General features: G+C 66.9%; 20 protein-coding genes. 2 read left to right on the forward strand and 18 right to left on the reverse strand.

Annotated features, from left to right (window positions below; all coding sequences use genetic code 11):
- Nucleotides 1-17: 17 nt before the first annotated feature.
- The 4 genes from V3B25_RS21145 to V3B25_RS21160 form a co-directional block, all read right to left on the reverse strand.
- Nucleotides 18-1,529, reverse strand: a complete 1,512-nt coding sequence (locus V3B25_RS21145; protein ID WP_049421376.1) for an ATP-binding protein — start codon at nt 1,527-1,529, stop codon at nt 18-20.
- A gap of 4 nt (nt 1,530-1,533) precedes the next feature.
- Nucleotides 1,534-1,974, reverse strand: coding sequence for a response regulator (locus V3B25_RS21150; RefSeq protein ID WP_005411057.1), 441 nt, complete (start codon nt 1,972-1,974; stop codon nt 1,534-1,536).
- Nucleotides 1,971-3,788: an ATP-binding protein gene (locus tag V3B25_RS21155; protein WP_032130516.1), complete on the reverse strand. Its 1,818-nt coding sequence runs from the start codon at nt 3,786-3,788 to the stop codon at nt 1,971-1,973. Before V3B25_RS21155 ends, V3B25_RS21150 begins: the two co-directional genes overlap by 4 nt.
- A 230-nt stretch (nt 3,789-4,018) precedes the next feature.
- A complete protein-coding gene (locus tag V3B25_RS21160; RefSeq protein WP_049421377.1) occupies nt 4,019-4,402 on the reverse strand; it encodes a BON domain-containing protein in 384 nt (127 codons plus the stop codon).
- A gap of 170 nt (nt 4,403-4,572) precedes the next feature.
- Between V3B25_RS21160 and V3B25_RS21165 the strand changes: the two genes are divergently transcribed.
- A complete protein-coding gene (locus V3B25_RS21165) occupies nt 4,573-5,616 on the forward strand; it encodes an oxidoreductase (RefSeq protein ID WP_049421378.1) in 1,044 nt (347 codons plus the stop codon).
- 226 nt (nt 5,617-5,842) lie between these two features.
- On the opposite strand, the gene gnd is transcribed toward V3B25_RS21165, so the two are convergent.
- From gnd to V3B25_RS21200, 7 genes are all read right to left on the reverse strand, one after another.
- Nucleotides 5,843-6,748 (reverse strand): phosphogluconate dehydrogenase (NAD(+)-dependent, decarboxylating), encoded by a 906-nt coding sequence (gene gnd, locus V3B25_RS21170; protein ID WP_014648435.1) that lies wholly within the window; start codon nt 6,746-6,748, stop codon nt 5,843-5,845.
- A 10-nt stretch (nt 6,749-6,758) separates the two neighbouring features.
- The gene (locus tag V3B25_RS21175; protein WP_201117347.1) at nt 6,759-7,997 is read right to left on the reverse strand and encodes a hypothetical protein; all 1,239 of its coding nucleotides are present in this window, start codon (nt 7,995-7,997) and stop codon (nt 6,759-6,761) included.
- A gap of 17 nt (nt 7,998-8,014) precedes the next feature.
- Nucleotides 8,015-8,623 carry a DUF2242 domain-containing protein gene (locus V3B25_RS21180; protein WP_032130308.1) on the reverse strand — a complete coding sequence of 203 codons (609 nt, stop codon included), beginning with the start codon at nt 8,621-8,623 and terminating at the stop codon, nt 8,015-8,017.
- Between the two features lie 242 nt (nt 8,624-8,865).
- Nucleotides 8,866-11,043 carry a carboxy terminal-processing peptidase gene (locus tag V3B25_RS21185; protein WP_032130309.1) on the reverse strand — a complete coding sequence of 726 codons (2,178 nt, stop codon included), beginning with the start codon at nt 11,041-11,043 and terminating at the stop codon, nt 8,866-8,868.
- A 253-nt stretch (nt 11,044-11,296) separates the two neighbouring features.
- Nucleotides 11,297-12,307: a lipoyl synthase gene (gene lipA / locus V3B25_RS21190; protein ID WP_049421379.1), complete on the reverse strand. Its 1,011-nt coding sequence runs from the start codon at nt 12,305-12,307 to the stop codon at nt 11,297-11,299.
- An 18-nt stretch (nt 12,308-12,325) separates the two neighbouring features.
- On the reverse strand, nt 12,326-13,036 hold the full coding sequence (gene lipB, locus V3B25_RS21195) for a lipoyl(octanoyl) transferase LipB (protein ID WP_032130311.1): 711 nt from the start codon (nt 13,034-13,036) through the stop codon (nt 12,326-12,328).
- Complete coding sequence (locus V3B25_RS21200) at nt 13,024-13,302, reverse strand: YbeD family protein (RefSeq protein ID WP_005411067.1); 279 nt, start codon at nt 13,300-13,302, stop codon at nt 13,024-13,026. Before V3B25_RS21200 ends, lipB begins: the two co-directional genes overlap by 13 nt.
- Before the next feature lie 261 nt (nt 13,303-13,563).
- Between V3B25_RS21200 and V3B25_RS21205 the strand changes: the two genes are divergently transcribed.
- A complete protein-coding gene (locus V3B25_RS21205; protein WP_032130312.1) occupies nt 13,564-14,637 on the forward strand; it encodes a lipid A deacylase LpxR family protein in 1,074 nt (357 codons plus the stop codon).
- Between the two features lie 174 nt (nt 14,638-14,811).
- On the opposite strand, the gene V3B25_RS21210 is transcribed toward V3B25_RS21205, so the two are convergent.
- From V3B25_RS21210 to mreD, 7 genes are all read right to left on the reverse strand, one after another.
- Nucleotides 14,812-16,032 (reverse strand): D-alanyl-D-alanine carboxypeptidase family protein, encoded by a 1,221-nt coding sequence (locus V3B25_RS21210; RefSeq protein ID WP_032130313.1) that lies wholly within the window; start codon nt 16,030-16,032, stop codon nt 14,812-14,814.
- Between the two features lie 100 nt (nt 16,033-16,132).
- Nucleotides 16,133-17,407, reverse strand: a complete 1,275-nt coding sequence (locus tag V3B25_RS21215) for a septal ring lytic transglycosylase RlpA family protein (protein WP_049421381.1) — start codon at nt 17,405-17,407, stop codon at nt 16,133-16,135.
- Nucleotides 17,404-18,549, reverse strand: a complete 1,146-nt coding sequence (gene mltB / locus V3B25_RS21220) for a lytic murein transglycosylase B (protein ID WP_329811507.1) — start codon at nt 18,547-18,549, stop codon at nt 17,404-17,406. The genes V3B25_RS21215 and mltB overlap by 4 nt, the downstream gene beginning before the upstream one ends.
- Nucleotides 18,550-19,608: 1,059 nt before the next feature.
- On the reverse strand, nt 19,609-20,688 hold the full coding sequence (rodA, locus tag V3B25_RS21225) for a rod shape-determining protein RodA (RefSeq protein WP_329811511.1): 1,080 nt from the start codon (nt 20,686-20,688) through the stop codon (nt 19,609-19,611).
- Nucleotides 20,689-20,978: 290 nt separating this feature from the next.
- Complete coding sequence (gene rodA / locus V3B25_RS21230) at nt 20,979-22,091, reverse strand: rod shape-determining protein RodA (protein ID WP_032130317.1); 1,113 nt, start codon at nt 22,089-22,091, stop codon at nt 20,979-20,981.
- Complete coding sequence (gene mrdA, locus V3B25_RS21235; RefSeq protein ID WP_329811508.1) at nt 22,088-24,163, reverse strand: penicillin-binding protein 2; 2,076 nt, start codon at nt 24,161-24,163, stop codon at nt 22,088-22,090. Before mrdA ends, rodA (V3B25_RS21230) begins: the two co-directional genes overlap by 4 nt.
- Before the next feature lie 3 nt (nt 24,164-24,166).
- Nucleotides 24,167-24,652, reverse strand: a complete 486-nt coding sequence (gene mreD / locus V3B25_RS21240) for a rod shape-determining protein MreD (RefSeq protein WP_032130319.1) — start codon at nt 24,650-24,652, stop codon at nt 24,167-24,169.
- Nucleotides 24,653-24,881: the final 229 nt, after the last annotated feature.

Below are 24,881 nucleotides of genomic sequence, written 5' to 3' on the forward strand. Positions count from 1 at the left end.
CCGCCACTACCGCGGCATCAGCCCAGCGCTTCAGCCACCGCGCGGAAGACCTGCTGCATCTGCAGCGGCTTGTGCAGCACATGCACCTCCACACCGGCCGGGAACGCGTCCGCCGCGACTGGCACCGCCGGATCCTCCAGCACCAGCGCCGGACCGCGGTAGCCAAGCGTGGCCATCTCGCCCAGCAGCTGGCTGGCCGGCAGCAGTTTGGAGCCGGCATCGGCAATCACCAGCGCCGGCATCGCCTCCTGCTGCATCCAGCGCAACGCCGCCGGGCCATCGGAGGCCAGCTGCAACTGGTAACCCTGGCTGGACAGCGCGTTGCCGAGCAGCGACAGGCGCGTGGCTTCGCCGTCAACCACCAGGATCGACTGGCCACTGCCCAGCGCCACCAGCTGCTCGATCGGCTCGCTGCCATCGATGGCCTCATGCATCGGCAGCCGCAGTTCGAAGCAGGTGCCCTGCCCCGGCTGGCTGTTGACGTGGATGCTGCCACCGGCGCCTTCAACGATGCGCTTGCAGGAAATCAGCCCCAGGCCGGTGCCATCGGCCTTGGTGGTGAAGAACGGATTGAACAGGTGTGACAGCGTGTCCGCATCCATGCCGATGCCTTCATCGGCCACGCAGATCTGCATCCAGTCCACGCCATCGCGCTGGCCGGCATGGCTGGCAGTCAGGCTCAGGCGCCCGCCGTTGGGCATCGCCTGGATCGCGTTGAGCGCCAGGTTCAGCATCACCTGCTGCAGTTCGGTGTAGTTGGCGTCGACCACCAGGCCTTCGTCCTGCACCTGCAACTCCAGGCGCACCGCATCGGGCACGTTGCTGCGCAACAGCAGCGCCACCGCATCGAACAGGCCATCGATCTCGATGCGCTCGCTGGGCTTGCGCGAGCCGCGCACGAACGACAGCATCGATTCGGCCATCTCGTGGCCACGGCGGCCGCACTCGGCGATGACATCGGCCAGATGGTGCAGCTGCGGATCCTCGGTTCGTGCCTTCAGCAGGTCCGGCATGATCAGCAGCGGCTGCAGGATGTTGCGCAGGTCGTGGCTGAGGCCGGCGGCAAGCAGCGACAGGCTTTCCAGGCGCTGCGCGCGCATCAGTTCGGTTTCCACCCGCGCGCGCTCTATGGCGCTGCGTGCATCGCGGATCGCACGCGCCACCGCCGACGGCAGGCGCGCCGGCAGGTGCTTGATGATGTAATCGTTGGCGCCCTTCTGCAGCGCCGCCACCGCATTCTCCTCACCCATGGTGCCGGAGACGAAGATGAAGGGCACTTCCGGTGAGGTCTCGCGCACGATGCGCAGCGCGTCATCACCGGAGAACCCCGGCATGCTCAGGTCGGACAGCACGATGTCCGGCTGGAACGCGACCAGTGCCTGGCGCAGTTCGCCCTCGCTCTCGACACGCTCGAAGCGGGCTTCCAGGCCCGCGTCGAGCATCTGTTCGGACATCAGCTCGGCATCTTCCGGTGAGTCCTCCACCAGCAGGATGCGCAGCGCCCCAAGGGCGGGACCGGTCAGGGGCATGGGCTCACTCGAGTTCCGGTGCCTGGTTGATCAACGCCCAGAACTTGCCCAGGGTCTGCACCGCGCCGAAGAACTGGTCCACGTCCACCGGCTTGACCACATAGGCGTTCACGCCCATGTCCCAGCTGCGGGCCAGGTCGCTTTCCTCGCGCGAGGACGACAGGATCACCACCGGCAGGCGCTTGAGCTCTTCGTGCTCGCGGATCTGCCGCAGCACCTCCAGGCCATCCATGCGCGGCATCTTGATGTCCAGCAGCAGCACCGCCGGCAGGCCTTCCTCGCGGTTGGCGAAGGCACCACGGCGCAACAGGTAGTCCATCACTTCCACGCCATCCTCGACGTGCACGATGGGGTTGGCCAGACGCGCCTCCTCCAGGGCGTCGATCGCCATTTCGGCATCAGCCGGGCTGTCTTCGGCGAGAAGAATGGTGCGCAGAGTGGTCATGCAGAAGGCCCTTGTTTGTCCGCGTCGATCGCGGGAGGCAGGTAGAAGTGGAAGGTGGCGCCGACGTCCGGTTCGGCCTCGGCCCAGATACGGCCGCCATGGCGGGTCAGCACGCGGCGCACGCTGGCCAGGCCGATGCCGGTACCCGGGTAGTCGCTGGCCTTGTGCAGGCGCTGGAAGACACCAAACAGCTTGCCGGCGTAGGCCATGTCAAAGCCTGCACCATTGTCGCTGACCGTGAACTGATGACCGCCGTCAGGCTGCGGCTGGTAGTCCACGCGGATCTTCGCTGGTTCGCGGTTGCCCGAGTACTTCACCGCGTTGCCGAGCAGGTTCAGCCAGACCTGGCGGATCATGTTCTCATCGCCCACCACGATCGGCAGCGGCGCGATGCTCCACTCCACGTGGTGCGCATGGCCGCTGTTCTCGGCCTCGGCCTGCAGGTTGGAATCGAGCATGGCGCGGGTATCGGCCACCAGCGACTGCATGTCCACCGCCTGCTGGCGCATTGCCGCGCGGCCCAGCCGCGAGTAGACCAGCAGGTCGTCGATCAGTGCCGCCATGCGCCGCGCCGAACTGGAGATCACCTCCAGGTAATGGCGGCTCTTGTCATCGGCGGCGTCGCCCAGATGGCGCGACAGCTTGTCGGAGAAACCGGCCACGTGGCGCAGTGGTGCACGCAGGTCGTGCGACACCGAGTAGCTGAAGGCTTCCAGTTCCCTGTTGACCTCGGACACCTGCGCAACCTTGCCTTCCAGCTGGCGGTTCAGTTCCTCCACCCGCAGCTGCACGGCACGCTGCACGGTGACGTCGCTGACCGTGAGCAACACCACTTCGTCGTCGGTGTCCGGCAGCGGCATGCGCCGCGCGTTGAGCAGCATGTAGCGCACCATGCCATCGGCGGCACGCTGTTCATGCTCGAAGTCCCACAGTTCGCGGCCGCGCAACAGCACATCGGACAGTCGCTGGCGCATCACGGGGTCTTTCCATGCACCGTCGCCGACAGTGTCCAGCAACAGGCCATCGGCGCGTTCATCCTGCAGCCCGTACAGCTCGGCGAAGGCAGGGTTGTGCAGCTGCACACGCAGGTCGCGGTCGAGCAGCACGATCGGCTCACGCACGGTCTGCAGCACCGAGGCTGCACGCGCGGCCGAACGCAGCGACTGCCGTTCGGCATGCAGGCGGCGACCGATCTGCCGCTGCAGCAGCCACAGCACGAGGCCAAGCAGCGCCAGCTGGATCACCAGCGAACTCCACGACACCAGCTCGGTCTGCTTGCGCTGGCGTGCGGCCTGCTCGGCGCGCTGTGTCAGCAGCTTCTGCTCGCTCGCCTGCAGTTCCTCCACCAGGCCACGGATCGGATAGCGCGTGCTCAGGTCCTGTACCAGCTCGCGCTGATCACTGTTGGGTTCGGACTTTGCCAGTTCGCGGGCAAGCGCCATGCGCCCTTCCAGCATCGACTCGATACGGCCGATGCGGATCAGCTGCTCAGGATTGTCGCGGGTCATCCGGCCCAGTTCAGCCAGGCGGCCGGGAAGGTCATTGGCTTTGGCCATGCGCTCGCGCAGGCCAGGCGCATCCACACCCTTGGACAGGGTCAGCGCAGCCGATTCGACATCGCGTACATCGGCCTGCAGCTGCTGCAGGGCCACACCCACGGCCTGGGTATGATTGACCCAGGCCATCGCATCTTCGCTGTCCTGCTGCAGTTGGCGCAGGGTCAACCACGGCACCACGATGATCGCTGCGGCGGCCAGCGCCAAGGCCGGCAACCGCCAACGGTCCCAGATGTCATCACTGAAAACCAGCGCCATAGTTCCTCGTCAGCACAGCCGCGGAGCGTAGGCCGATACCGGCCCGGCTGCGGCGGAACGGGCAATATAGCGCAGGCGGTCACAACTCTGGAGTTTCCCGCCTGGTTGGCTGAACGGGTTGCGGAAACCCACGGTAAAGCCGAGCCATGCTCGGCTGCGATCCAAAGGGCAGTCGAGCAAGCTCGACTCTACCCAGGGAGCGGGCGCCCCATGCGGGGCGCCCTCCGGGGTCAGCGCTTGGCAGCAGCGCTGACCTTCAATGCAGCGGCATCGACGCGGGTCACGCCCTTGATGCCCTTGGCGGTGGTGACCGCTTTGTCCTTCTCGGCCTGGGTGGCCACGGCGCCACTCAGGCTGACCACGCCGTTCACGGTTTCCACCTTGATTTCAGTGCCCGGAACGTTGCTGCTGGCCAGCAGGTCGGCCTTCACCTTGGTGGTGATCCAGCTGTCGGTCACCGGCTCGTTGGAGTCATGGCGATCGGCATGGGTCGTCGGATGGGTGCTGGTCGGCGGGCTCTTCGCGGCCGGATCCTTGGCGAATGCGGCCGAGGAGGACAGCGCCAGGCCCAGCGTCAGGGTGGAAGCAATCAGCGTGCGGGTGGTATTGCTCATGTGTCGTACTCCTTCGGGATGTGCTGCCAGTCTGGACAAGCGGCCGTAGAGCAGGCGTGGCGTTGCGGTCATGCCGCCGTGAATCGAAACGTTTCCAACGGCAACGGTTCAGTTTTGGACTGCCAGCACCCGTCGTTTACCCTGCCCTTCCCCATTGCCGGAGCCCTGCCATGCGCCCCGACCTGCAACTGGCCCTGATCGGCTACGGCCTCGCCGGCCGCGTCTTCCATGCGCCGCTGATCCAGCACACGCCGGGCCTGGTGCTGCACAGCATCGTCAGTTCGCAGCGCGACACGTTGCTGCGCGCGTTCAGCGACGTGCACGTGCGCGCCACGCCGCAGCAGGTGTTCGACGACCCGGCGGTGGACGCAGTGGTGATCGCCACACCGAACGCACAACACGCACCGCTGGCGATCGCGGCATTGGCCGCGGGCAAGCACGTGCTGGTCGACAAGCCGTTCGCGCTGGATGTCGCTGAAGCCGAAGCGGTGCTGGCTGCGGCACGTGATGCCGGACGCATCGCGACCGTGTTCCAGAACCGGCGCTTCGATGCCGACTTCCTCACCCTGCAGGCGCTGCTGGCCGAAGGCACGCTCGGTGACGTGGCCGAGTGCCATGCACACTTTGATCGTTACCGCCCGCAGGTGCGCGACCGCTGGCGCGAGCAGGACGGGCCGGGTAGTGGCCTGTGGTACGACCTCGGCCCGCACCTGCTCGACCAGATGCTGGTGCTGTTCGGCTGGCCCGAGGCGATCGATGCCGATCTGGCCGTGCAGCGCGAAGACGGCAGCGGCATCGATTACTTCCACGCGGTACTGCACTACCCGAGGCATCGCGCGATCGTGCATGCCGGTTCGCTGGTTGCAGCCCCCACGCCGCACTTCAGTGTGCATGGCAGCCGTGGCAGCTGGATCAAGCATGGGCTGGACGTGCAGGAGGCACAGCTGCGGCGCGGTGTTGCGCCAGGAGCGCCAGGCTGGGGCATCGATCCGCGGCATGGTGAGCTGGTGCACTGCGATGCGGAGGACAATGTGCAGCGCAGTACCGTGGACAACCTGCCGGGCGACTACCGGCGGCTGTATTCGCAGTTCGCGGCGGCGATGCACGGCGATGGCGAGCCGACGGTCAGCCAGGTGCAGGCACTGCAGCTGATGCGGTTGCTGCAGGCCGGCATGGACAGCGCGCGCGAAGGGCGGCGAATCGCGTTGGGGTGACCGGCAGGGCTGCGCCCTGCACCTGCCGAATCAACGGCAACGTCAACGTCAAAAGCGGGCATTCCGTGGATGGCGGGGTGGGTCCGACGGTAGGTGTCGACCTTGGTCGACACATCGACGTGGAAACCATCGGAGACGGCCTTTGTAGAGTCGAGCCATGCTCGACTGGCTTCATGGGGTCGGAACCCTTCGGCAACGCCGAAGGGCTCCGACCCCACCGCGGTGCTTACGATTTCTTGATGGCGTGGCCGCCGAATTCATTGCGCATCGCCGACAACAGGCGGTCGGTGAACGAATTCGATTCGCGCGAGCGCAGGCGTTCCAGCAGCGACAGGGTGATCACCGGTGCCGGCACATCGAGCGCGATCGCTTCGGCCACGGTCCAGCGGCCTTCGCCGGAATCCTCCACGTACGGGGCGATGCCATCCAGCGACGGATTGCGCTTGAGGGCTTCAGTGCTCAGGTCCAGCAGCCACGAACGCACCACGCTGCCGTGGCGCCAGACTTCGGCGACCTGGGCCAGGTCCAGTTCCATTTCCTGCTTGCGCTCCATCAGCGCGAAGCCTTCGGCGTAGGCCTGCATCATTCCGTACTCGATGCCGTTGTGGACCATCTTGGTGAAGTGGCCAGCGCCGGACGGGCCGACACGACCCCAGCCACGATCTTCGGCCGGTGCCAGCGTGCGCAGCAGCGGTGCGATCTGCTCCACCACCGACGCTTCGCCACCGACCATCAGGCTGTAGCCCTCCTGCAGGCCCCACACGCCACCACTGGTGCCGCAGTCGACGTAGCCCAGATCGTCTTCGGCCAGTGCCTTGGCGCGACGGATCGAGTCCTGGTAGTTGGAGTTGCCGCCATCGATGACGATGTCACCCTCGGCCAGGTGCGGGGTCAACTGGCCCAGGGTCTGGTCGACGGTTTCGCCGGCCGGCACCATCAGCCACACCACGCGCGGTACCGGCAGCGCGGCAACCGCGGCGGCCAGCGAATCAACCACTTCCAGGCCGGCCTCGGCAGCGCGCTGGCGGGCACCCTCGCCCGGGTCGTAGCCGACCACGCGGTGGCCGCCGCGATGCAGGCGCTGGGCCATGTTGGCGCCCATGCGGCCGAGGCCGATCATTGCAATATCCATTGTTTCACCTTCAGTTGGGGTCTAGGGTCAGGCTGCCTGGCCTGCCGGTAGCCGCGCAGTGGCGCAGCTGCGCCTCGCGCCAACGCCGGTAGAGCGTGGTATGCAGATTGTGCACCGCCAGGTCGATCGAAAACGGCGTTCGCGGGTTGCGATCGAGCAGGCGGGAGATGTGGTAGCCGATGGGACGTATACCGCGTGGATGCACATAGATCACGAACTGCTGGTAGAACGGATCGTCCAGCAGCTGGTCCATGCGTGCCAGCGTGTCGTGGTAGCGCGGTTCCAGCCGTGCACGAAGGTTGGGATCGCGCTCGAACAGCAGGCGCTCGAAGTAGCGCTGGCCGATGCGCGGGATGTCCTGCGCGAGTTTCCAGAGTTCGACATTGCGCTGGTCGTACCAGGCCAGTCCGCCATGCGCAGCCAGTGCCTGCGCGGCGCCCTCGCCCACCTCGACCACGACGAAGTTCTCGGCCTGGTTGCTCAGATCGTCCAGCGTGCTCTTGTCTTGAACGTGCTCGATGAAACCGGGCACACCGACGAAGGCCTGCCGTCCCATCGCCGAGGTGCGCACCGCCTTGCCATCGGCGAAGAAATCACCCGCGTGGGCTCCGAGCAGGATGCTGTCGGTCTCGTGCAGGGCGAGGAAAGTGCCGATCGACAGTTCATCCGCTGCGAACTCCGTATCGAACGCGGCATCACCATAAAGCTCTCGTTGCGTGGCCAGCTGCGCGACCTGGCGGCCGACCCCGCATTCGGCACGCACGGCACCGCTGTAGAACGCCTCCAGTGCATGACTGTTGCCCGCGCTCGGCACGAAGCCACGACCGAAACTGCGTGTGCGCTGCCAGCCTTGCGCGCGTGGGCCCTGCAGGCCGAAGCCGATCCAGCCCAGCTGCGGGCCGGAGAAGCGGAAGGTGGGGTTGTCCTGCAGTGCCGAGGCCGCACGTTGCGTGGCCGCGCCCAGTTCGAAGGCATAGGCGCAGACCGTGGCTGGATCGTCCAGCAATTGTTGCAGCAACGCCTGGCGTGCTGCGGGGGACATTCCGGCCGGCCACCCCACGCGCAGATCGCCTGCCGCCTGTGCTTCAGCCAGCGAGGCACGTGTACACACCGGGCCGCCGTGCACCTGTGGTGCACCGGCCGTGACCTCGTCAAAGCGCCATCCCAGCCGCTGCAGCAGGCCCTGCGTGCAATCCGGCGTTGCGGACGCAATGCCCAGCGCGGGCATCAGCAGGAGTGCCACACCCATCAACCTGCCGCGCACGATCACCCTTGATCCGTGCTGCGGGCCGGTGCGGGCTCGGACGATGCAGGCTCGGGCGGTGCGAGCGCAGGCGGTGCGGGTTTGCCAGCATCCGCAGGCAGGTACTGTTGCAGGCGCTGGAAGAAGCGCTGATAGAACCCGGCATCGGTGACGGTGCTGCTGGCCACTTTCACCAGCGAATCGTCATTGCTGCCGAACGGCAGCGACACCGAGCCCAATGCACCCACGCCCACGCTGGCCGACGTCGGGCTCTTCTTCAACGCATAGCGGTCCTGCACCGCGCTGACGAACACCAGCGTCTGGCTGCCACGCGGCGCGCAGGAGATGCGCAGCACCAGCTGCTCGTGGTCGTCCTCGCGTGGCTGGAAGTTCTTGTTGCCTTCCACCTGCGCTTCGTCGGAGCGGGCGATGGCGTAGCCCTGGCTGAGCAGGGTGCGCCGCGCGGCCTCGCAGGCGTCACCGGGGCGGCCATCGACGGTACGCGAGAAGGTGTCGCCGGAATCAAAGGATTCGCGCAGCAACGTACTGTCGGCGGCGCGGCCACCACAGGCCGACAGGATCAGGGCGCTGGCGAGCGCCACGGCAGCACTGGAAAGACGGGAGGCCCGCATGGGTACTCCTGCGAGGACGGTACCGCCAAGGGTAGCCCTGCGGCCGTGTGCGGCAGGTTGAAACCGGCGTGACCGAGCCACCCCGTTGCTGCCGGTTCATGCACAGAAAAGGGGACGGAGGGGATTAAGTCGTTTGTGGCACTTCGCTCGCCGGGCATGGCCCGGCGCTACCGTGAACGAGGTCCCCAGACAGAAAGGGGCCGGCAATACCGGCCCCTCGGGTATCACATGCCGTCGCCGGCTCAGTCCGCCCAGCGACCAGCGCCGGTCGACTGCGGCAGCACCTGCGCCGACAGCGGGCGGTCATTGGCCAGCAGGTTCACCGCATCGGCCAGGATCGAGGCCGACTCGCGCAGCAGCGGGTCCGGACGCTTCTCGGCAGCCTTCTCGCGGGCGGCATCCTTGACGATGTCGCGCTCGTTGCCAGTCAGGCCGTCGTCGTTGCTGTCATCGGCCAGCGGGTCCAGGGCCAGGCCCAGCTCCTTGCGCATCGCCTGGCGCTCCTTGCGCTGGGTGTCCTGGCGCTCACGCTCGGCGCGGCGGGTGGCCTCGTTGAGCGAGATGTACTTCTTCGCGGCCTCGGTGCGGAACTGCTGCACGTCCTCGTTCCACCACTGGAATTCCTTGTCGGCGGCGATGCGCGCGTCATGGCGGGTTTCCAGCTTCGGCAGCAGCGGCGCGAAGTTGCCGTACTGGGTGTGCGGCACGGCAGCGATGCGGGTCCACGGCAGCGCGTTGTCGTAGGTGCTCTCGCCGAACTCGGTGGCATCGACGCTGGCCGGGAAGGCCAGGTCCGGCACCACACCCTTGTGCTGGGTGCTGCTGCCGCTGATGCGGAAGAACTGGGCGATGGTCAGCTTCACCTGGCCGAAGCGCTGGGTCTCGCCACTCGGCCAACGGTCCAGGTCGACGATGTTCTGCACGGTGCCCTTGCCGAAGCTGGTCTCACCGATCACCAGGCCACGGCCGTAATCCTGGATGGCACCGGCAAAGATTTCCGAAGCCGAGGCCGAACCGCGGTTGATCAGCACTGCCAGCGGGCCATCCCATGCCACGCCCTGGTTGCGGTCGCTGTTGACGGTGACGCGGCCACCGGACTCGCGCACCTGCACCACCGGGCCCTGCTCGATGAACAGACCGGTCAGTTCAATGGCTTCATCCAGCGAACCACCACCGTTGTTGCGCAGGTCCAGCACCACGCCGTCCAGCTTGTCGTTCTTGAAGCCGGCCAGCAGCTTGGCCACGTCGCGGGTGGCCGAGGCGTAGTCGGCCGCGTTGCGGCGACGGCCTTCGAAGTCCTGGTAGAAGGTCGGCAGCTTGATCACGCCGACCTTGCGCGCCGGCTCGCCATTGGCGGCCGGAATGGTCATGGTCTCGCCCTTGGCGGCCTGTTCGGCCAGGCGCACCTTCTGGCGGGTCAGCACCAGAGTGTGGTGCTTGCCGTCGGCGCCCTCAGCAGCCGGGATGAACTCCAGCTTGACCTGGGTATCCTTGGCGCCGCGGATCTTGGCCACGACATCGTCGATGCGCCAGCCGATCACGTCCTCGACCAGGCCGGACTTGCCCTGGCCGACGCCGACGATACGGTCACCCGGCTTCAGCGTGCCATCCACTGCGGCCGGGCCACCGGCGATGATCTCGCGGATCACCACCACGTCGTCTTGGCGCTGCAGCTGCGCACCAATGCCTTCCAGCGACAGCGACATCGCCTGGTTGAAGTTCTCGGCGGTGCGCGGGGTGAAGTAATCCGTGTGCGGGTCGACGGCGCTGGTGTACGAGTTCATGAAGAACTGGAAGACGTCTTCGCCCTTCAGTTCATTGACCGACTTCTCCAGCGTCGCGTAGCGCTTGTCCAGCGTCTTGCGGATGTCGTCCGGCTTCTTGCCGGCCAGCTTCAGGCGCAGCCAGTCGTTCTTGACAGACTTGCGCCACAGCTCATCCAGCTCTGCACTGCTGGCCGCCCACGGCACCTTCTTGCGGTCGTATTCGAAGCGCTCGTCGGTGGTGAAGTCCGGCTCCTGCTTGAGCAGCTTGCGCGCGTAGGCCACACGTTCGCCGACGCGCTGCTTGTAGACCGCGAACACCTGGAACGCCGGCTCCAGCTCGCCGCCACGGATGGCCGAGGAAATGTTGGCTTCGAACGGCGCGAAGCGCGCCACGTCGGCCTGGGTGAAGTACTGCTTGCCTCCGTCCAGCGTCTCCAGGTAGCGCTTGAACACGTCCTTGGAGGTGGCCTCGTCCAGCGCACGCGGGCGATAGGCGTAACGGCTGTCGGACAGCAGGCCGTACACCAGCTTGGAGGTGGTCACCTGATCGGCGGTTGCCGCAGCGGGCAATGCCGGCGAATCGGCCTTGGCCGCCAGCGCCAGCGGCGCGACCAGCGCCAGGGCCATCAGGAATGCGGGGGCTTTGAATTTCATTGACGTGCTCGAAGGCGCCTTGCCAAGGGGGAGACTGCGGGGTGTTAAGACACCACGACAGTGCCGAAAGTTGCCGGGTTTGTCACCCGGCCGCGCTCGGTGGAAAACCAGCCTAGCCGGGCCGGTGTAGCAAATTGTGAATGCAGGCGAAGGCGTGCGGACCAACGGTCCGCACCCACGATGGTGGTGGGCCCCATTGGCAGCGCCGGGCCATGCTTGGCAAAGGCGTGCGGACCAACGGTCCGCACCCACCTCAGGAGACGCCGGCGCCCTTGGCCTGCACGTCGGCGTGGTACGACGAGCGCACCATCGGGCCGGAGGCCACGTGGCTGAAGCCCAGCTCGTAGCCGTAGTCTTCCAGCGCCTTGTAGTCCTCGGGGGTCCAGTACTTCAGCACCGGGTGGTGATGCGCGGTCGGCTGCAGGTACTGGCCGATGGTGATCATGTCCACGTCGTGCGCGCGCAGGTCGCGCATGGTGGCCTTGATCTGCTCGAACTCTTCGCCCAGGCCCAGCATGATGCCGCTCTTGGTCGGCACGTCCGGGTGCTGCGCCTTGAAGTTCTTCAGCAGGTTCAGCGACCACTGGTAGTCCGCACCCGGGCGCACGTTGCGGTACAGGTCCGGCACGGTTTCGATGTTGTGGTTGAACACGTCCGGCGGGTTCTGCGCCAGGATCTCCAGCGCGCGCTCCATGCGGCCCTTGCCGCGGAAGTCCGGGGTCAGCACTTCGATGCGGGTGCCCGGCGACTTCGCGCGGATGGCACTGATGCAGTCGACGAAGTGCTGGGCACCGCCGTCGCGCAGGTCATCGCGGTCGACGCTGGTCACCACCACGTACTTCAGCCCCATGTCGGCCACGGTCTGGCCGAGGCTGGCCGGTTCGTTGGCATCCGGCGGCTTCGGGCGGCCGTGGGCGACGTCGCAGAACGAGCAGCGGCGGGTGCAGACCTCGCCGAGGATCATGAACGTTGCCGTGCCGTGGCCGAAGCACTCGTGGATGTTCGGGCAGCTGGCTTCCTCGCACACCGTCACCAGGCGGTTCTCGCGCAGCTTGGCCTTCAGGTTCTGCACCGCATTGCCCGAGGGAATGCGCACGCGGATCCAGGACGGCTTGCGCAGCACCGGCGCATCGGCGAACTGCACCGGCGAGCGGTTGATCTTGTCACCGCCCAGCTGCTTGACCCCGGCCTGCAACGGCGCGGCGGACGGGGAGTCGCCCTGCACGATCTGCAGGGGAATGGAACGGGCGGTGGTTTCAGTCATGGCAGTTCCGGGGGGCGGTCAGGCGGCCGCAGAAAGATCAGGCAGTTCGGGCGTGGGCTGCAGCAGCAGGCCGAACTGGCGGGCCAGGTGGTCCAGCAGCACCGGCTTGACGGCCTCCATCCCGGAGGGCCCGCCCAAGTCTACTACCGAGGTCACCTGCAACCCCTGATAGCCACAGGGGTTGATACGGTGGAAAGGTTCCAGGTCCATGGCCACGTTGAAGGCCAGGCCATGGAAGGTACAGCCGCGGCGCACGCGGATGCCGAGCGCGGCGATCTTGGCGCCACCGACATAGACGCCCGGGGCGCCCTCGCGGCGTTCGGCGCCGATGTTCCACTCGGCCAGGGTATCGATGATGGCCTGCTCGATGCGGCACACGTAGTCGCGCACACCGATGCCCAGCCGTGGCAGGCGCAGCAGCGGATAGACCACCAGCTGGCCGGGGCCGTGATAGGTCACCTGGCCGCCGCGGTCCACGTGCAGCACCGGGATCTCGCCCGGCGCCAGCACATGCTCGTCCTTGCCGGCCTGGCCCAGGGTGAATACCGGGTCGTGCTCGACCACCCACAGCTCATCGGCGTCGGCCTCGCTGCGCTGGTCGGTGAAGCGCTGCATGGCGCGCCACACCGGTTCATAGGCCTGGCGGCCGAGGTCGCGGACCAGCGCCGGGCGCGGCGCGCGGTCTTCCGGGGCGGCTTCGGCCGGGCAGCTGTCGGCTACAGCGTCCACTTCACTTCCGGGTGGTCGCGCAGTGCCTGGTGCGCCAGGTCGTACTGTTCGCGGCTCTCGGCCTTGAACACGATGCGCACGGACACGTACTTGCCGTTGGAGGAATGCTTCCAGCTGATGCGTTCATTCACCACATCGATGCCGGCAGCCAGCAGCAGGCGGGGAAGCTCATGTTCCAGGCCGCGGTTGGCCGGGCCCATGGCACTGAGCTCGAACTGGCCGGGGAACTGGAAGCCGTGGTCGGGGTTGTCGGACTTGATTTCCATGCCCCCATTATCGGGCCGCAGGCCAACAAACCCAAGAGTATTCATCAACGTCAAACAGTGCACCGGTGAGTCGCTGCGTTGCAGCTGAACGGCCGTTCAGCATTGGCCGTTGCCCCTTGGGGCGCCGCAGGACAGTGCAGGATTGTCTTCACGAGACAATGTCGTTTTCGGAACAGACAAGTGATTCGAACGCGCTCGTTCCATCACGCCCGCACGAGTACCGTGTCGCGGCATATAACGACAGACAGAAAAAACCTCCACATGAGCCCCCCTTCCCAACGCCGCCTTGCAGCCCTCGGGCTGTCCGGCCTGCTGGCTGCTGCCCTCCCCCTCGCCGCCCAGGCGGCCGAACAATGTGGCCCGGACGCGATGCGCGACCACCCTCCGCAGGTCAATTTCCGCGTTGACAACGACCTGTTCGGCGGCCGCCACCAGGACCAGGGCTATACCAATGGTGCACTGTTGACCCTGGTCTCGCCCAATCTGGTCGATTACACCGACGACCCCTGCCTGCCACGCATGGCCCGCTGGGTGAACCAGTACCTGGAAGGGCTGCATCCGGGCAAGTTCGAACAGCAGAACATGATCTTCAGCATCGGCCAGGGCATCTTCACCCCGACCGATTTCAGCCGCAGGGACCTGATCGAGGACGACCGCCCTTACGCCGGCGTACTGATCGCAAACTTCGGTTTCAATGCGCGCAGCGGCGACCGCCTGCAGACCACCCAGCTGACGCTGGGCGTGGTTGGCCCGTGGGCACAGGGCAAGCAGGTGCAGAATGCCGTGCACGAAGTGCTGGGTGACGAGAAATTCAAGGGCTGGGACAACCAGCTGCACAACGAGCCGCTGTTCATGCTGACCCATGAGCGCATGCGCCGCTGGCCGGGCGATGCCAGCGTCAATGCCGACGGCTGGGGTTGGGACGCGATCAGCCACTACGGCGGATCAATCGGCAACCTGGAAACCAAGGCCAATCTCGGCGGTGAAGTGCGCTTTGGCTGGAAGCTGCCGGATGACTTCGGCAGCACGCCGTTGCGCCCGGCCGGTGAGAACACTGCGCCGACCCGCGGCGGCCGTCCCAATGGCTGGTCCTGGCACCTGTTCGCGACCTCGGACGCCGCCTGGGTGATCCGTGACATCACGCTGGATGGCAACACGTTCCGCAACAGCCACAGTGTGGACAAGCGCCATGTGGTGGCCTACGGCGGCTATGGCGTGGCGGTGATGTACGGACGCTGGAAGTTCGCTGCGGCGCGTTACCACAGCACGCGCGAGTTCAACGGCCAGCGCGAAGCGCCGGTGTTCGGCAGCTTCACCATCAGCCGGTCGCTGTAGGTAGGTGCCGACTGTTGGTCGGCACACCGGGGCCGGCATATCCGGATGGATTCATGGGGAGCCGGCCAGCGGCCGGCACTACCCACATCCGGCAGGATTCATGCGCAAGCGGCATCCCGAAACAGAAAAGGCCGGCATTTGCCGGCCTTTTCCTTCACCACGCCGGGGCGTGGATCATTCCGATTCCCACCACATCCAGAAGCTGTCCCACAGGCGCTTGAAGAAGCCGGCCTGTTCGACGGCAGCCACCGCCACCAGCGGCGCTTCGGCCACCAGCTTGCCATCCAGCATCACCTTCACGGTGCCGATCTGCTGGCCGGCGGTGAACGGTGCTTCCAGGGTCTTGGGCACGTCGATGCTCGGCTTCAGGTCGTTGTAACGGCCGCGCGGCACGCTCACCAGCATCGGCTGGGCCACGCCCAGCTGCACCTTGTCGGTGGTGCCCTTCCAGACCTTGTGCTCGGCCACGGCCTTGCCCGGCTCGTACAGGCGGTGGGTCTCGAAGAAGCGGAAACCCCAGTTCAGCAGGGCCAGGCTGTCATCGGCACGCTGCTTTTCCGACTGGCCGCCCAGCACCACGGCGATCAGGCGCTGGTCGCCGCGCTGGGCCGAGCTCATCAGGCAGTAACCGGCTTCCGAGGTGTGGCCGGTCTTGATGCCGTCCACGCTGCCATCGCGCCACAGCAGCAGGTTGCGGTTCGGCTGCTTGATGTTGCCGACCTGGAATTCCTTGATCTTGTTGTACGCGTAGGTTTCCGGGTAATCGCGCACCATCGCGCGGCCCAGCAGCGCCAGGTCGTAGGCGGTGCTGTGGTGGCCCTGCGCAGTCAGGCCATGGGCGTTGACGAAGTGCGAATTCTTCATGCCGATCTTGGCGGCATAGCTGTTCATCAGCGACGCAAAGGCTTCCTCGCTGCCAGCCACATGCTCGGCCAGGGCGATCGCGGCGTCGTTGCCGGACTGGATCGCCATGCCCTTTTCCATGTCTTCCAGGCGCGCGGTCTGGTTGACCGGGAAGCCGCTGTAGCTGCCATCGGTACCCGCACCGCCTTCGCGCCAGGCGCGTTCGCTCATCATCACCTGGTCATCCGCACGGACCTTGCCGTTCTTGACCTCGGCGGCGATCACGTAGGACGTCATCACCTTGGTGATGCTGGCCGGAGCCAGCTGTTCGTTGATGTTTTCACCGGCCAGCACCTGGCCGGTGGCGTAATCCATCAGCACCCAGGCCTTGGACACGCTCGGCGCCGGCGCCGGCGGAGTGGCGACGGTGGCCGGGGCGGCAGCGGCGGCGGCAGGCGCCGGCGTGGCCGGAGTCGGCAGCGGCGTCTGGGCGGAAGCCAGGCCCACCACCAGGGTGGCGGCCAGGGCGGTGGCGGCGGAACGGAAATTCATTGGACAGCAGGCTCCAGGGGACGGCCGGGAATGGAGGGTGGAACGTAGCGGCCATTGTAAGGCCGGGGCAGCATGGGCCGGCAGCACCGGCCCGGGTGGATCAATCCTTGACGATCTGCGGCGAACCCAGCCCCAGACCGGCGATGCGGCCGACAAGTTCCGCGGCACTGGCATGGTCGCTGGCGGGAACGCGCAGGCGGAACAGCGTACGGCCACCGGCGGCGATGTCACTGATGGTGGCACCGACGATGCCCGCGGCGTTGAGCTGGCCCATCGCGCGGTTGGCGTTGTCACGGTTGGAGAAGCTGGCAACCTGCACCATGACTGCGCCCACCACCTGCTGCGACAGGCTGGGGGTAGCGGCGGCGGTGCGGACCGGTGCCTGCGCAGCGGCGCGCGGCGTGGTACTGGCAACGACCGCCGGAGCCGGCGCGTATGCGGTGCTGCGCACCGGCGGAGCACTCGGCGGCAGGCTGCTGACCGCCACATCCGGCACGGTGCTGGCCACGCCCTGGGTGGTGGCCGGCTGGCCACGCGCCGGCATGCCATCGGCCGGCAGCCCCTTGACCAGGCGATCGATGTCGCTGTCGGCGGCGGCACGCGCGGTCGGTGCCGGGCGCGCACTGGCTACAGCGCTGGCGGCGGCCGCTTCCGCAGCACGACGCTCGCGGCGCGACGGCTTCTGCGCCAGCAGGTTGCCCTCACCCGGCTGCAGCGCGCGCACTTCCACGTTGCCGGTGCCGCGCTGGGTGATGCCCAGGCGCACAGCGGCGGCATAGCTGAGATCGACCACGCGGCCATCATGGAACGGACCGCGATCGTTGACGCGCACGATCACCGACTCACCGTTGTCGAGGTTGGTCACGCGGGCGAAGCTGGGCAGCGGCAGCGTCTTGTGCGCAGCGGTGAACTGGTACATGTCGTAGACCTCGCGGTTGGAGGTCAGGCGGCCATGGAACTTGGCACCGTAGTACGACGCAGTGCCACGCTCGACATAGTTGCGGGTGTCGTCGAGCACTTTGTACGACTTGCCCAGCACCACGTACGGCGTCTTGTTGCCGATCGCCGAGCGTTCTTCCGCGGTCACTTCCGGCTCGGGGATGCAGGCCACGTTGGGAATGTAGTCCGGCGTGCTGTCACGCACGCCCGGCTTGTACAGGCCACCGGCGGTGTAGTTGCCGCGGGTGCTCAGGTCTTCCTTGGCCGCCGCGTAGGGCGATCCTTCCGGGCAGTGTGCCGGGCGCGAGCCACGACCCTGCACCAGGGTGCCGCCGGACTTGCCACCATGGCCGGCCGTGGCCGGCTTCTTCGGCGCGCTGCTGCAGGCAGCCAACGCGAGGACGATCAAGCCTGGGACCAGCCATCTGATGTTCATGCCGGGGGCAGCTCCTGTCCGGCGATGGCCTGGGACAACTGGAACACGGCCATCGCGTACATCTTCGAGATGTTGTAGCGGGTGATCGCGTAGTAGTTCTGGAAGCCCAGCCAGTACTGCTTGCCGGTGCTGCCTTCAAGCGTGATCGGCGTGGCGGTGGCGCCCGGCTGCACCGCAGCGCTGGGCTGGTAGCCACGCTTCGCCAGGTCGGCCGACGACCAGGTCGGCATCCATTCGGTCGGATTGAATTCCTCGCGGCCCGGCGCCAACGTGGCCGGCACGGCCACCTGCCCGCCACGCACCCAGCCACCCTTCTTCACGAAGTAGTTGGCGATGGACGAGAACACGTCGTCGTAGCTGGTGAACAGGTCGCGACGGCCGTCGCCATTACCGTCCACCGCGTAATCGAGGTAGCTGGACGGCATGAACTGGCCCATGCCCATCGCGCCGGCATAGCTGCCCTTGAGCGTGGTGATGTCCAGGTTCTCTTCGCGGCCCAGCTCGAACAACTTGGCCAGCTCATCGCGGAAGAACAGCTCGCGGCGCACTTCGCGTTCCAGCTTGGCCGGGTCGCCGCTGCGCGGGTAGTAGAACGCCAGCGTGTACAGCGCATCGAGCACGCGATGGCTGCCGGCATTCTTCCCGTAGCTGGTTTCCACGCCGATGATCGCCACGATCACTTCGGCCGGCACGCCGGTGCGCTGCTGGACGCGATCCAGTTCGGCGCGATGCTGGGCCAGGAACGCGCGGCCGCCATCGATGCGTGCCTTGCTGATGAACATCGGCCGGTATTCGTTCCACGGCTTGACCCGCTCGGCCGGGCGCGACATCGCGGCGATGATCGGCTGGCGCACCTGCGCCTGGTCGAGCACGCTGCTGATCTGCTCCGGCTTCAGGCCATAGCGCTTGGCGGTATCGGCAATGAAGCGGGCCCGTGCGACCTCGAACGGCACCGGGGTGAGATCGACCGGCGGCGCGGTGGCGGCAGCGGCTTCGGGCGCGGCCTCGGCCGGGCCATGGGCCTTGGCGGCGGGCTGGCGCGGCGTACTGCTGGCCTGGGGCGAAGACGGTGGGGACTTCGGCTGGGTCGCGCAGGCGACCAGGCCGAGGGTGAGCATGCAGGCCAGAGTGCGTCGAATCATCGTCGCAGGTTAGCAGGTCATGGATGAATTAAAACCCCTAACACCATGAATCACAACGATTTGCCTGCGAGCAGTGGGAAATGTGAAGACGTCGTGATCACACTTCCCCATTCAGATAGAGGTTGCCGGTTGCGTCCCCATCCCCGCAGACGCAACCGGCGACCGGATCCGGTCGGTACCCGCGCGGCTGCCGCTCCCCAGTGGCAGTGCTCCGCGCTCCCTGTACCCGTTGGATCAGTACTGCTTCCCGCCCGACGCCCCCTCGCGCTGCAACGATTGACGGCGCGCCGTGCCGAACGGGCCGCCATTGTGCAGGCCGATTACGACAAGTCCATTGATCAGGATCAACGCGCTGTAAAAGTGTGAACCAGCTAACGCTTTTTCCGGACTTTGGTCAGTGGGCGTGCTGCCGTGCATCGTTGTGAGAACGCTTCCACAACGGGCGTTGCGCAGAGTCAGGAAGTTTCCAGCCAACGGCGCAGCCCCTCGTGGGTGGGGTGTGTTGCGGAAAGCAGAAGCCGCCGCTGGGCCGGTCGGGTTGGGTACGCGGGGGACGCCGTGAATCCGTCCCTGAGGCTTGGCAGCCGCATCCATGCGGCTGACACCCCCGCATACCCAACCCGACCGCCCTCTGACAGATTTCGGTGGTCTGCCACCCACGGAGAAGAAAGAGAAGATCACAAGCGGGTCGCGCGCTGCGCTTGCTCGAGAGCCGAGCATGGCTATGCCGGTCGTCCTGACCGGCACCCTTCGGGCCGTCGCCGTGGGCGACGTTGGCAGCGGCTCCTGCCGCTGCCTTCGGCTCTACACAAAGCAAGGAAGCGACCCGCCAGGCCGCTTTTGCTTTTGATCTTCTTTTTCTTCTCCGTGGGTGGACGCGCACGGAACCTGTCCGTGGCCGGGTAGATGGGCTGCGCAGGGGCGTGAGCCGCATGGATGCGGCGACCGAGCTTACATGGACGTACTTGCAGCGTCCCCTGCGCAGCCCATCTACCCGGCCCCACCCATGAACTGCTTTGCGCGACCACCCACGAGGGGCTGCGCCGTTGGCTGGAAACCCTATCCCCCGTGCACGGGTCGGTGCCCACGTACCGCCATCACCAGTCCGATGCCGGCCAGCAGCGAGACCGCTGATGTCCCGCCATAACTGATCAACGGCATCGGAATGCCCACCACCGGCAGCAGGCCGGAAATCATTCCACCGTTCACCAATACGTAGACGAAGAACGCCAGCCCCAGGCTGCCGGCCAGCAACCGCGCATGGGTGTCGCGCGCGTGCACTGCGATCCACAGACAACGCCCGACCACGAACAGGTACAGCGCGAACAGCGTCGCCACACCGATCCAGCCGAATTCCTCGGCCAGCACCGAAAACGCGAAGTCGGTGGTGTACTCGGGCAGGAAATCCAGTGTGGCCTGGGTGCCCTGCCCCCAGCCACGTCCCTGCCAGCCACCGGAACCGATCGCGATGCGCGACTGCAGGATGTTCCAGCCGGTGCCGAGCGGGTCTGCTGCCGGGTCGAGGAAGGTCAGTACGCGATCCTTCTGGTACTGCCGCAACACGCCGAGCCAGGCCAGTGGCGCGGCCACCGCCAGCCCCACCGCGCCGGTGGCCACCCAGCCCCAGTGCAGGCCCGCCAGCAACAACGCGAACACGCCGCTGGCGGTGACCAGCGTGGCGGTGCCGAGGTTGGGCTGCATCAGGATCAGCACGGCGGGAACGCCGATCAGCACTGCGGCCGTCAGTACCGTGCGTGGTGACGGTGGCAGCGGTTGCCGGTGCAGGTACCAGGCCATCATCAACGGCAGGCTGAGCTTGAGCAGCTCGGAGGGCTGCAGGTAGAAGACGCCGAGGTTGAGCCAGCGCTGCCCGTACTTGCCGGTGCCGATCACATACACCGCCATCAGCGGCAGCATCGACAGCGCGTACAGCGCCGGTGTCCACGCGCGCAGGCGCAGCAGCGAAACACGCGACAGCAGCCACATCGCCAGCAGGCCACCGGCGAAGCGCGCCGCCTGCCCGGTGACCGGACCGGACACGCTGTGCAGCACCGCCAGCCCCACGCCCATCAGGATCAACAACGCGACCAGCAACGGCAGGTCGATCGTGCGCACCGCCTCACGGCAGCCGCCAAGCATTCGTTTCCAGTCCACGCTGGCCACGGTAACAACGCGCGCTTGCGTGAAGCTGTCAGGGTGCTTCTGCGTCTGTAGAGTCGGGGGGGGGGGGGGGGGGGGGGCGAGGGGCGGCGGGGGGGGGGGGCGGGCGCGCCGACCCGACAGCCACTGTCAGGGTGCTTCTGCGTCTGTAGAGTCGAGCCGTGCTCGACTGCCCTTCATGCAGCAGAAGCAGTCGAGCACGGCTCGACTCTACAGAACAGCGAGAAGCAATCGAGCATATGGAAGCGCGATGAAAGGCGCGGCCGTTGTTACCCGTAGCCGCCGTGCACTGGATTGTGGCTACGCACGGCCATCACCAACCCGAAGCCGGCCAGCAACGAGACCGCCGAGGTACCGCCATAGCTGATCAGCGGCATCGGCACGCCCACCACCGGCAGCAGGCCGGAGATCATCCCGCCGTTCACCAGCACGTAGACGAAGAACGCCAGGCCGGTGGCGCCGGCCAGCAGGCGCGAATAGGAATCGCGCGACTGGCTGGCGATCCACAGGCAGCGCCCGATCACCACCAGGTACAGCGCCAGCACGGTGGCCACGCCGATCCAGCCGAACTCCTCGCTCAGCACCGAGAACGCGAAGTCGGTGGTCTGCTCGGGAATGAAGTTCAGATGTGACTGCGAGCCCTCGCCCCAGCCCTTGCCATCGAAGCCACCGGAACCGATCGCGATCTTCGACTGGATGATGTTCCAGCCAGCACCCAGCGCATCCATCTCCGGGTCCAGGAACATCATGATGCGGTCCTTCTGGTACGGCCGCAGCAGCCAGAACCAGGCCACCGGTGCGACCGCGGCCACACCGCCCACGCCCAGGCCAACCCACCACCACGGCAAGCCGGCCAGCAGCAGCACGAACACGCCACTGGCGGCGATCAGCACGCCGGTGCCGAAGTCCGGCTGCAGCATCACCAGGCCGGTCGGTACGCCGATGATGACCAGGGACACGAGTACGGTATTGAAGCGCGGTGGCAACGGCATCTTGTGCAGATACCAGGCCACCATCATCGGCAGGCTGACCTTCAGCAGTTCGGCCGGCTGCAGGTAGAAGAACTTCAGGTCCAGCCACTGCCGCCCGTACTTGCCGGTGCCCAGCACGAACACCGCCAGCAACGGGATCATCGAGATCGCGTAGATCATCGGTGTTGCCGAGCGAATGCGCAGGATCGGTACCCGTGAGATGCCCCACAGCGCGGCCATGCCCACTGCAAAGCGCGCGCCCTGGGCCATCACCAGGCCGTCGCCACCGGCACTCTTCAAGGTGGCCAGGCCGATCACCATCAGCGCGCCCAGGGCCAGGCACAGTACCCAGTCCAGCGTGCTGAAAAAGCGGCGCAGCATGTCGCCGGCCCAACGCAGGAACACTCTCATCGTGCGGGCTCCGCGGTGGTCGGGCGTGGCGTGGCCGGCAGCGCGGCGGCGGCCGGCGTTCCCGGCGGCGGTGCGGGTGCCGGTTCCGGCGCAGGCACGCCAATCAGCACGGGGTGTTCCCCCAGTTGTGCCGCAGCAAGGTCACCGGCCTGGCGCGCGCCCACATCTTCGTTGTCGAATGCGGTTGCACCGATGGCGGTGGTGCCGCGCTCGCTGTCCAGCGGCTGCATGCCTTCGGGCATCTTGCCCAGCAGGTAGGCGTCGAACACCTTGCGTGCGATCGGCGCGGCCGCCGCGCCGCCGTAACCACCGCCCTCCACTGCGATCGCCAGCGCGATCACCGGCTGGTCGACCGGCGCGAAACCGACGAACAGCGCGCGGTGGCGCAGGTGCATCGGCAGGCTCTTCGGGTTCACTGCAGCGGTGCCCTTGCGGCTGACGACCTGCGCGGTACCGGTCTTGCCTGCCATCGTGTACGGCGCGCCGGCCGCCATTCGCGCAGCGCTGCCGCCAGGCAGCATGGTGGCCATCATGCCTTCGCGCACCGCCTGCAGGTTGTTCGGGTTCGGGCTGACCGGTTTGCTCTCGCCCGGGTCGGTCGCCATCCAGTCATGGTCGAACCCCGCACGCTGCTGGATCACCAGATGGGGCGTGCGCAGCTGCCCGTTGGCCAGCCCACTGACGCCCCGCGCCAGCTGCAGCGGAGTGACCTTCCAGTCACCCTGGCCGATGCTGATGTTGACTGTATCACCCGGATACCAGGCTTCCTTGCGGCTCTTCCGCTTGTAGGCCGGCGACGGCAGGATGCCGCCGATCTCGCCGGTCAGGTCGATGCCGGTCGGCTGGCCGAAGCCGTAGTACTCCATGTAATGGTCGAAGCGCTCGATGCCCAGATCCAGCGCCAGCTTGTAGTAGTACGTGTTGACCGATTGCGCGATCGACTTGCGCAGGTCGGTCCAGCCGTGGCCGCCGCGGTGCGAGTCACCCCAGCCACGCGAGGTGCCGGGCAGGTAGAACATGCCGGTGGACAGCACCTTGTCTTCCGGGCGGCGCACGCCGGAATCGAGGCCGGCCAGGCCGATCAGCGGCTTCAGCGTGGAACCGGGCGCGACGCCACCCAGCACCAAGCGGTTGAACTGCGGCCGCGACGGGTTGTCGTTCAGCGCCTTGAAGTCGGCATGGGAAATACCGTTGACGAACAGGTTGGGGTCGTAGGACGGCAGGCTGACCATCGCCAGCACTTCGCCGGTGCGCGGGTCCATCGCCACCGCCGAGCCTTCCTGGTCGCCGAAGGCGGCCACCATGGCGCGCTGCAGGTCGGCGTCGATCGACAGCCGCAGGTCGGCGCCGGACTGCGCGGCGACGCGGCCGATGGTGCGGATCGCACGCCCCTGCACGTTGGTCTCGACCTGCTCGTAGCCGACCTTGCCGCGCAGCTGCTGCTCGTAATAACGCTCCAGGCCGGACTTGCCGATGTGGGTCAGCGCGGCATTGCCCTCGCCGAGGATTTCCAGGTCCTTGTCATCGACGCGGCCGACGTAACCGATGATGTGCGCGAACAGATCGCCATAGGGATAGCGACGGGTCAGGTAGGGTTCCAGCTCGACGCCGGGGAAGCGCCAGCGGTCGACGGCAAAGCGCGCCATCTCCTCGTCGCTCATGCGCAGCTTCAGCGTGACCGGCAGGAACTTGCGGCGCGCCTTGCGCGACTTGTTGAACGCTTCCAGCTCTTCCGGGCTGATGTTGATGATCTTGGCCAGCCCTTCCAGGGTGGCCTCCATGTCCTTGACCTTGTCCGGGGTCACGTCCAGGCGGAACGCCGGCACGTTCTCGGCCAGCAGGCGGCCGTTGCGGTCGTAGATCATGCCGCGCCCGGGCACCACCGGCCGCGGCTTGATGCGGTTGGCTTCCGAGCGCGTGGCGTAGACGTCGTGGTCCAGCACCTGCAGCTTGAAGTACCAGCCGCCCAGGCCCAGCAGGCAGACCAGCACACCCAGGAAGCCCAGCGCCGCGCGGCGGCGGAACTGTTCGGCTTCGGCATGCGGATTCTTGACCTGGCGGCGCGGGATCATGGCTCAGCGCCCGCGCTTGCCGAAACGCACCGCGTCCAGCAGCACGAATACCAGCGGCCACAGGCCCATGCCCAGCAGCGGTGCCCACCAGTACGACCACGGCAGGGTCGGCTCATCCACCACGATGTGGACCAGCGCGCTGACGATGCGGTCGTTGAACAGCAGGCCGCCGATGGCCAGCATCTGCTGGGACATCGGGAAGAAGCGGATGCGGGCGCGGAAGCGCTGCAGGATGAAGGCCAGCATCACCAGCCGCAGCGACTGTTCGCCGAGTACACCGCCGTACAGCAGATCGGCGATCACGCCACTGGCGAAAGCGACGCCCAGGCCGACACGCTCAGGCGCTTCAATCACCCAATAGGCCAGCACCAGCGCCAGCCAATACGGGCGCAGCGGCTGCAGCAGCGCCGGCAACGGCAGCAGGCCCAGCAGCAGCGCCACCACCAGGCTGGCCGGCAACACCCACGGGTTGTCGCGCAGGCGGCTCATCGCTGGTCCTCCGGCGCGGTCGGTTGCCGGCCAGCGGCCGGCACTACCATGGACCCCGCTGGGGGAGAGCCCCCCTCTTGTTGAGGGGGACGCGCCGACGGCGCGGGGGTAAGGGAGGATGCGCGGGCCGGTTGCACCGAAGGTGCAGTCGGCGGCAATTCGCTGGCCGCAGGCAAGCGAATTGCCGCGCCCGGGCGCAGCAGCAGCACGTCGCGGCCGCGGTCCAGCT

Source organism: Stenotrophomonas sp. SMYL8 (genome assembly GCF_036320065.1).
GTDB lineage: Bacteria > Pseudomonadota > Gammaproteobacteria > Xanthomonadales > Xanthomonadaceae > Stenotrophomonas > Stenotrophomonas maltophilia_A.

What these genes read in the sequence shown, in the direction of transcription:
- V3B25_RS21165 (WP_049421378.1), top strand. Translation starts at nt 4,573, where the DNA reads ATGCGCCCCGACCTGCAACTGGCCCTGATCGGCTACGGCCTCGCCGGC.
- V3B25_RS21155 (WP_032130516.1), bottom strand. Translation starts at nt 3,788, where the DNA reads ATGGCGCTGGTTTTCAGTGATGACATCTGGGACCGTTGGCGGTTGCCG.
- mreD (WP_032130319.1), bottom strand. Translation starts at nt 24,652, where the DNA reads ATGAGCCGCCTGCGCGACAACCCGTGGGTGTTGCCGGCCAGCCTGGTG.
- gnd (WP_014648435.1), bottom strand. Translation starts at nt 6,748, where the DNA reads ATGGATATTGCAATGATCGGCCTCGGCCGCATGGGCGCCAACATGGCC.
- V3B25_RS21180 (WP_032130308.1), bottom strand. Translation starts at nt 8,623, where the DNA reads ATGCGGGCCTCCCGTCTTTCCAGTGCTGCCGTGGCGCTCGCCAGCGCC.
- V3B25_RS21215 (WP_049421381.1), bottom strand. Translation starts at nt 17,407, where the DNA reads ATGAACATCAGATGGCTGGTCCCAGGCTTGATCGTCCTCGCGTTGGCT.
- rodA (WP_032130317.1), bottom strand. Translation starts at nt 22,091, where the DNA reads ATGAGAGTGTTCCTGCGTTGGGCCGGCGACATGCTGCGCCGCTTTTTC.
- rodA (WP_329811511.1), bottom strand. Translation starts at nt 20,688, where the DNA reads ATGCTTGGCGGCTGCCGTGAGGCGGTGCGCACGATCGACCTGCCGTTG.
- mrdA (WP_329811508.1), bottom strand. Translation starts at nt 24,163, where the DNA reads ATGATCCCGCGCCGCCAGGTCAAGAATCCGCATGCCGAAGCCGAACAG.
- V3B25_RS21205 (WP_032130312.1), top strand. Translation starts at nt 13,564, where the DNA reads ATGAGCCCCCCTTCCCAACGCCGCCTTGCAGCCCTCGGGCTGTCCGGC.
- V3B25_RS21175 (WP_201117347.1), bottom strand. Translation starts at nt 7,997, where the DNA reads ATGGGTGTGGCACTCCTGCTGATGCCCGCGCTGGGCATTGCGTCCGCA.
- V3B25_RS21200 (WP_005411067.1), bottom strand. Translation starts at nt 13,302, where the DNA reads ATGGAAATCAAGTCCGACAACCCCGACCACGGCTTCCAGTTCCCCGGC.
- lipA (WP_049421379.1), bottom strand. Translation starts at nt 12,307, where the DNA reads ATGACTGAAACCACCGCCCGTTCCATTCCCCTGCAGATCGTGCAGGGC.
- mltB (WP_329811507.1), bottom strand. Translation starts at nt 18,549, where the DNA reads ATGATTCGACGCACTCTGGCCTGCATGCTCACCCTCGGCCTGGTCGCC.
- V3B25_RS21150 (WP_005411057.1), bottom strand. Translation starts at nt 1,974, where the DNA reads ATGACCACTCTGCGCACCATTCTTCTCGCCGAAGACAGCCCGGCTGAT.
- V3B25_RS21160 (WP_049421377.1), bottom strand. Translation starts at nt 4,402, where the DNA reads ATGAGCAATACCACCCGCACGCTGATTGCTTCCACCCTGACGCTGGGC.
- V3B25_RS21210 (WP_032130313.1), bottom strand. Translation starts at nt 16,032, where the DNA reads ATGAATTTCCGTTCCGCCGCCACCGCCCTGGCCGCCACCCTGGTGGTG.
- V3B25_RS21145 (WP_049421376.1), bottom strand. Translation starts at nt 1,529, where the DNA reads ATGCCCCTGACCGGTCCCGCCCTTGGGGCGCTGCGCATCCTGCTGGTG.
- V3B25_RS21185 (WP_032130309.1), bottom strand. Translation starts at nt 11,043, where the DNA reads ATGAAATTCAAAGCCCCCGCATTCCTGATGGCCCTGGCGCTGGTCGCG.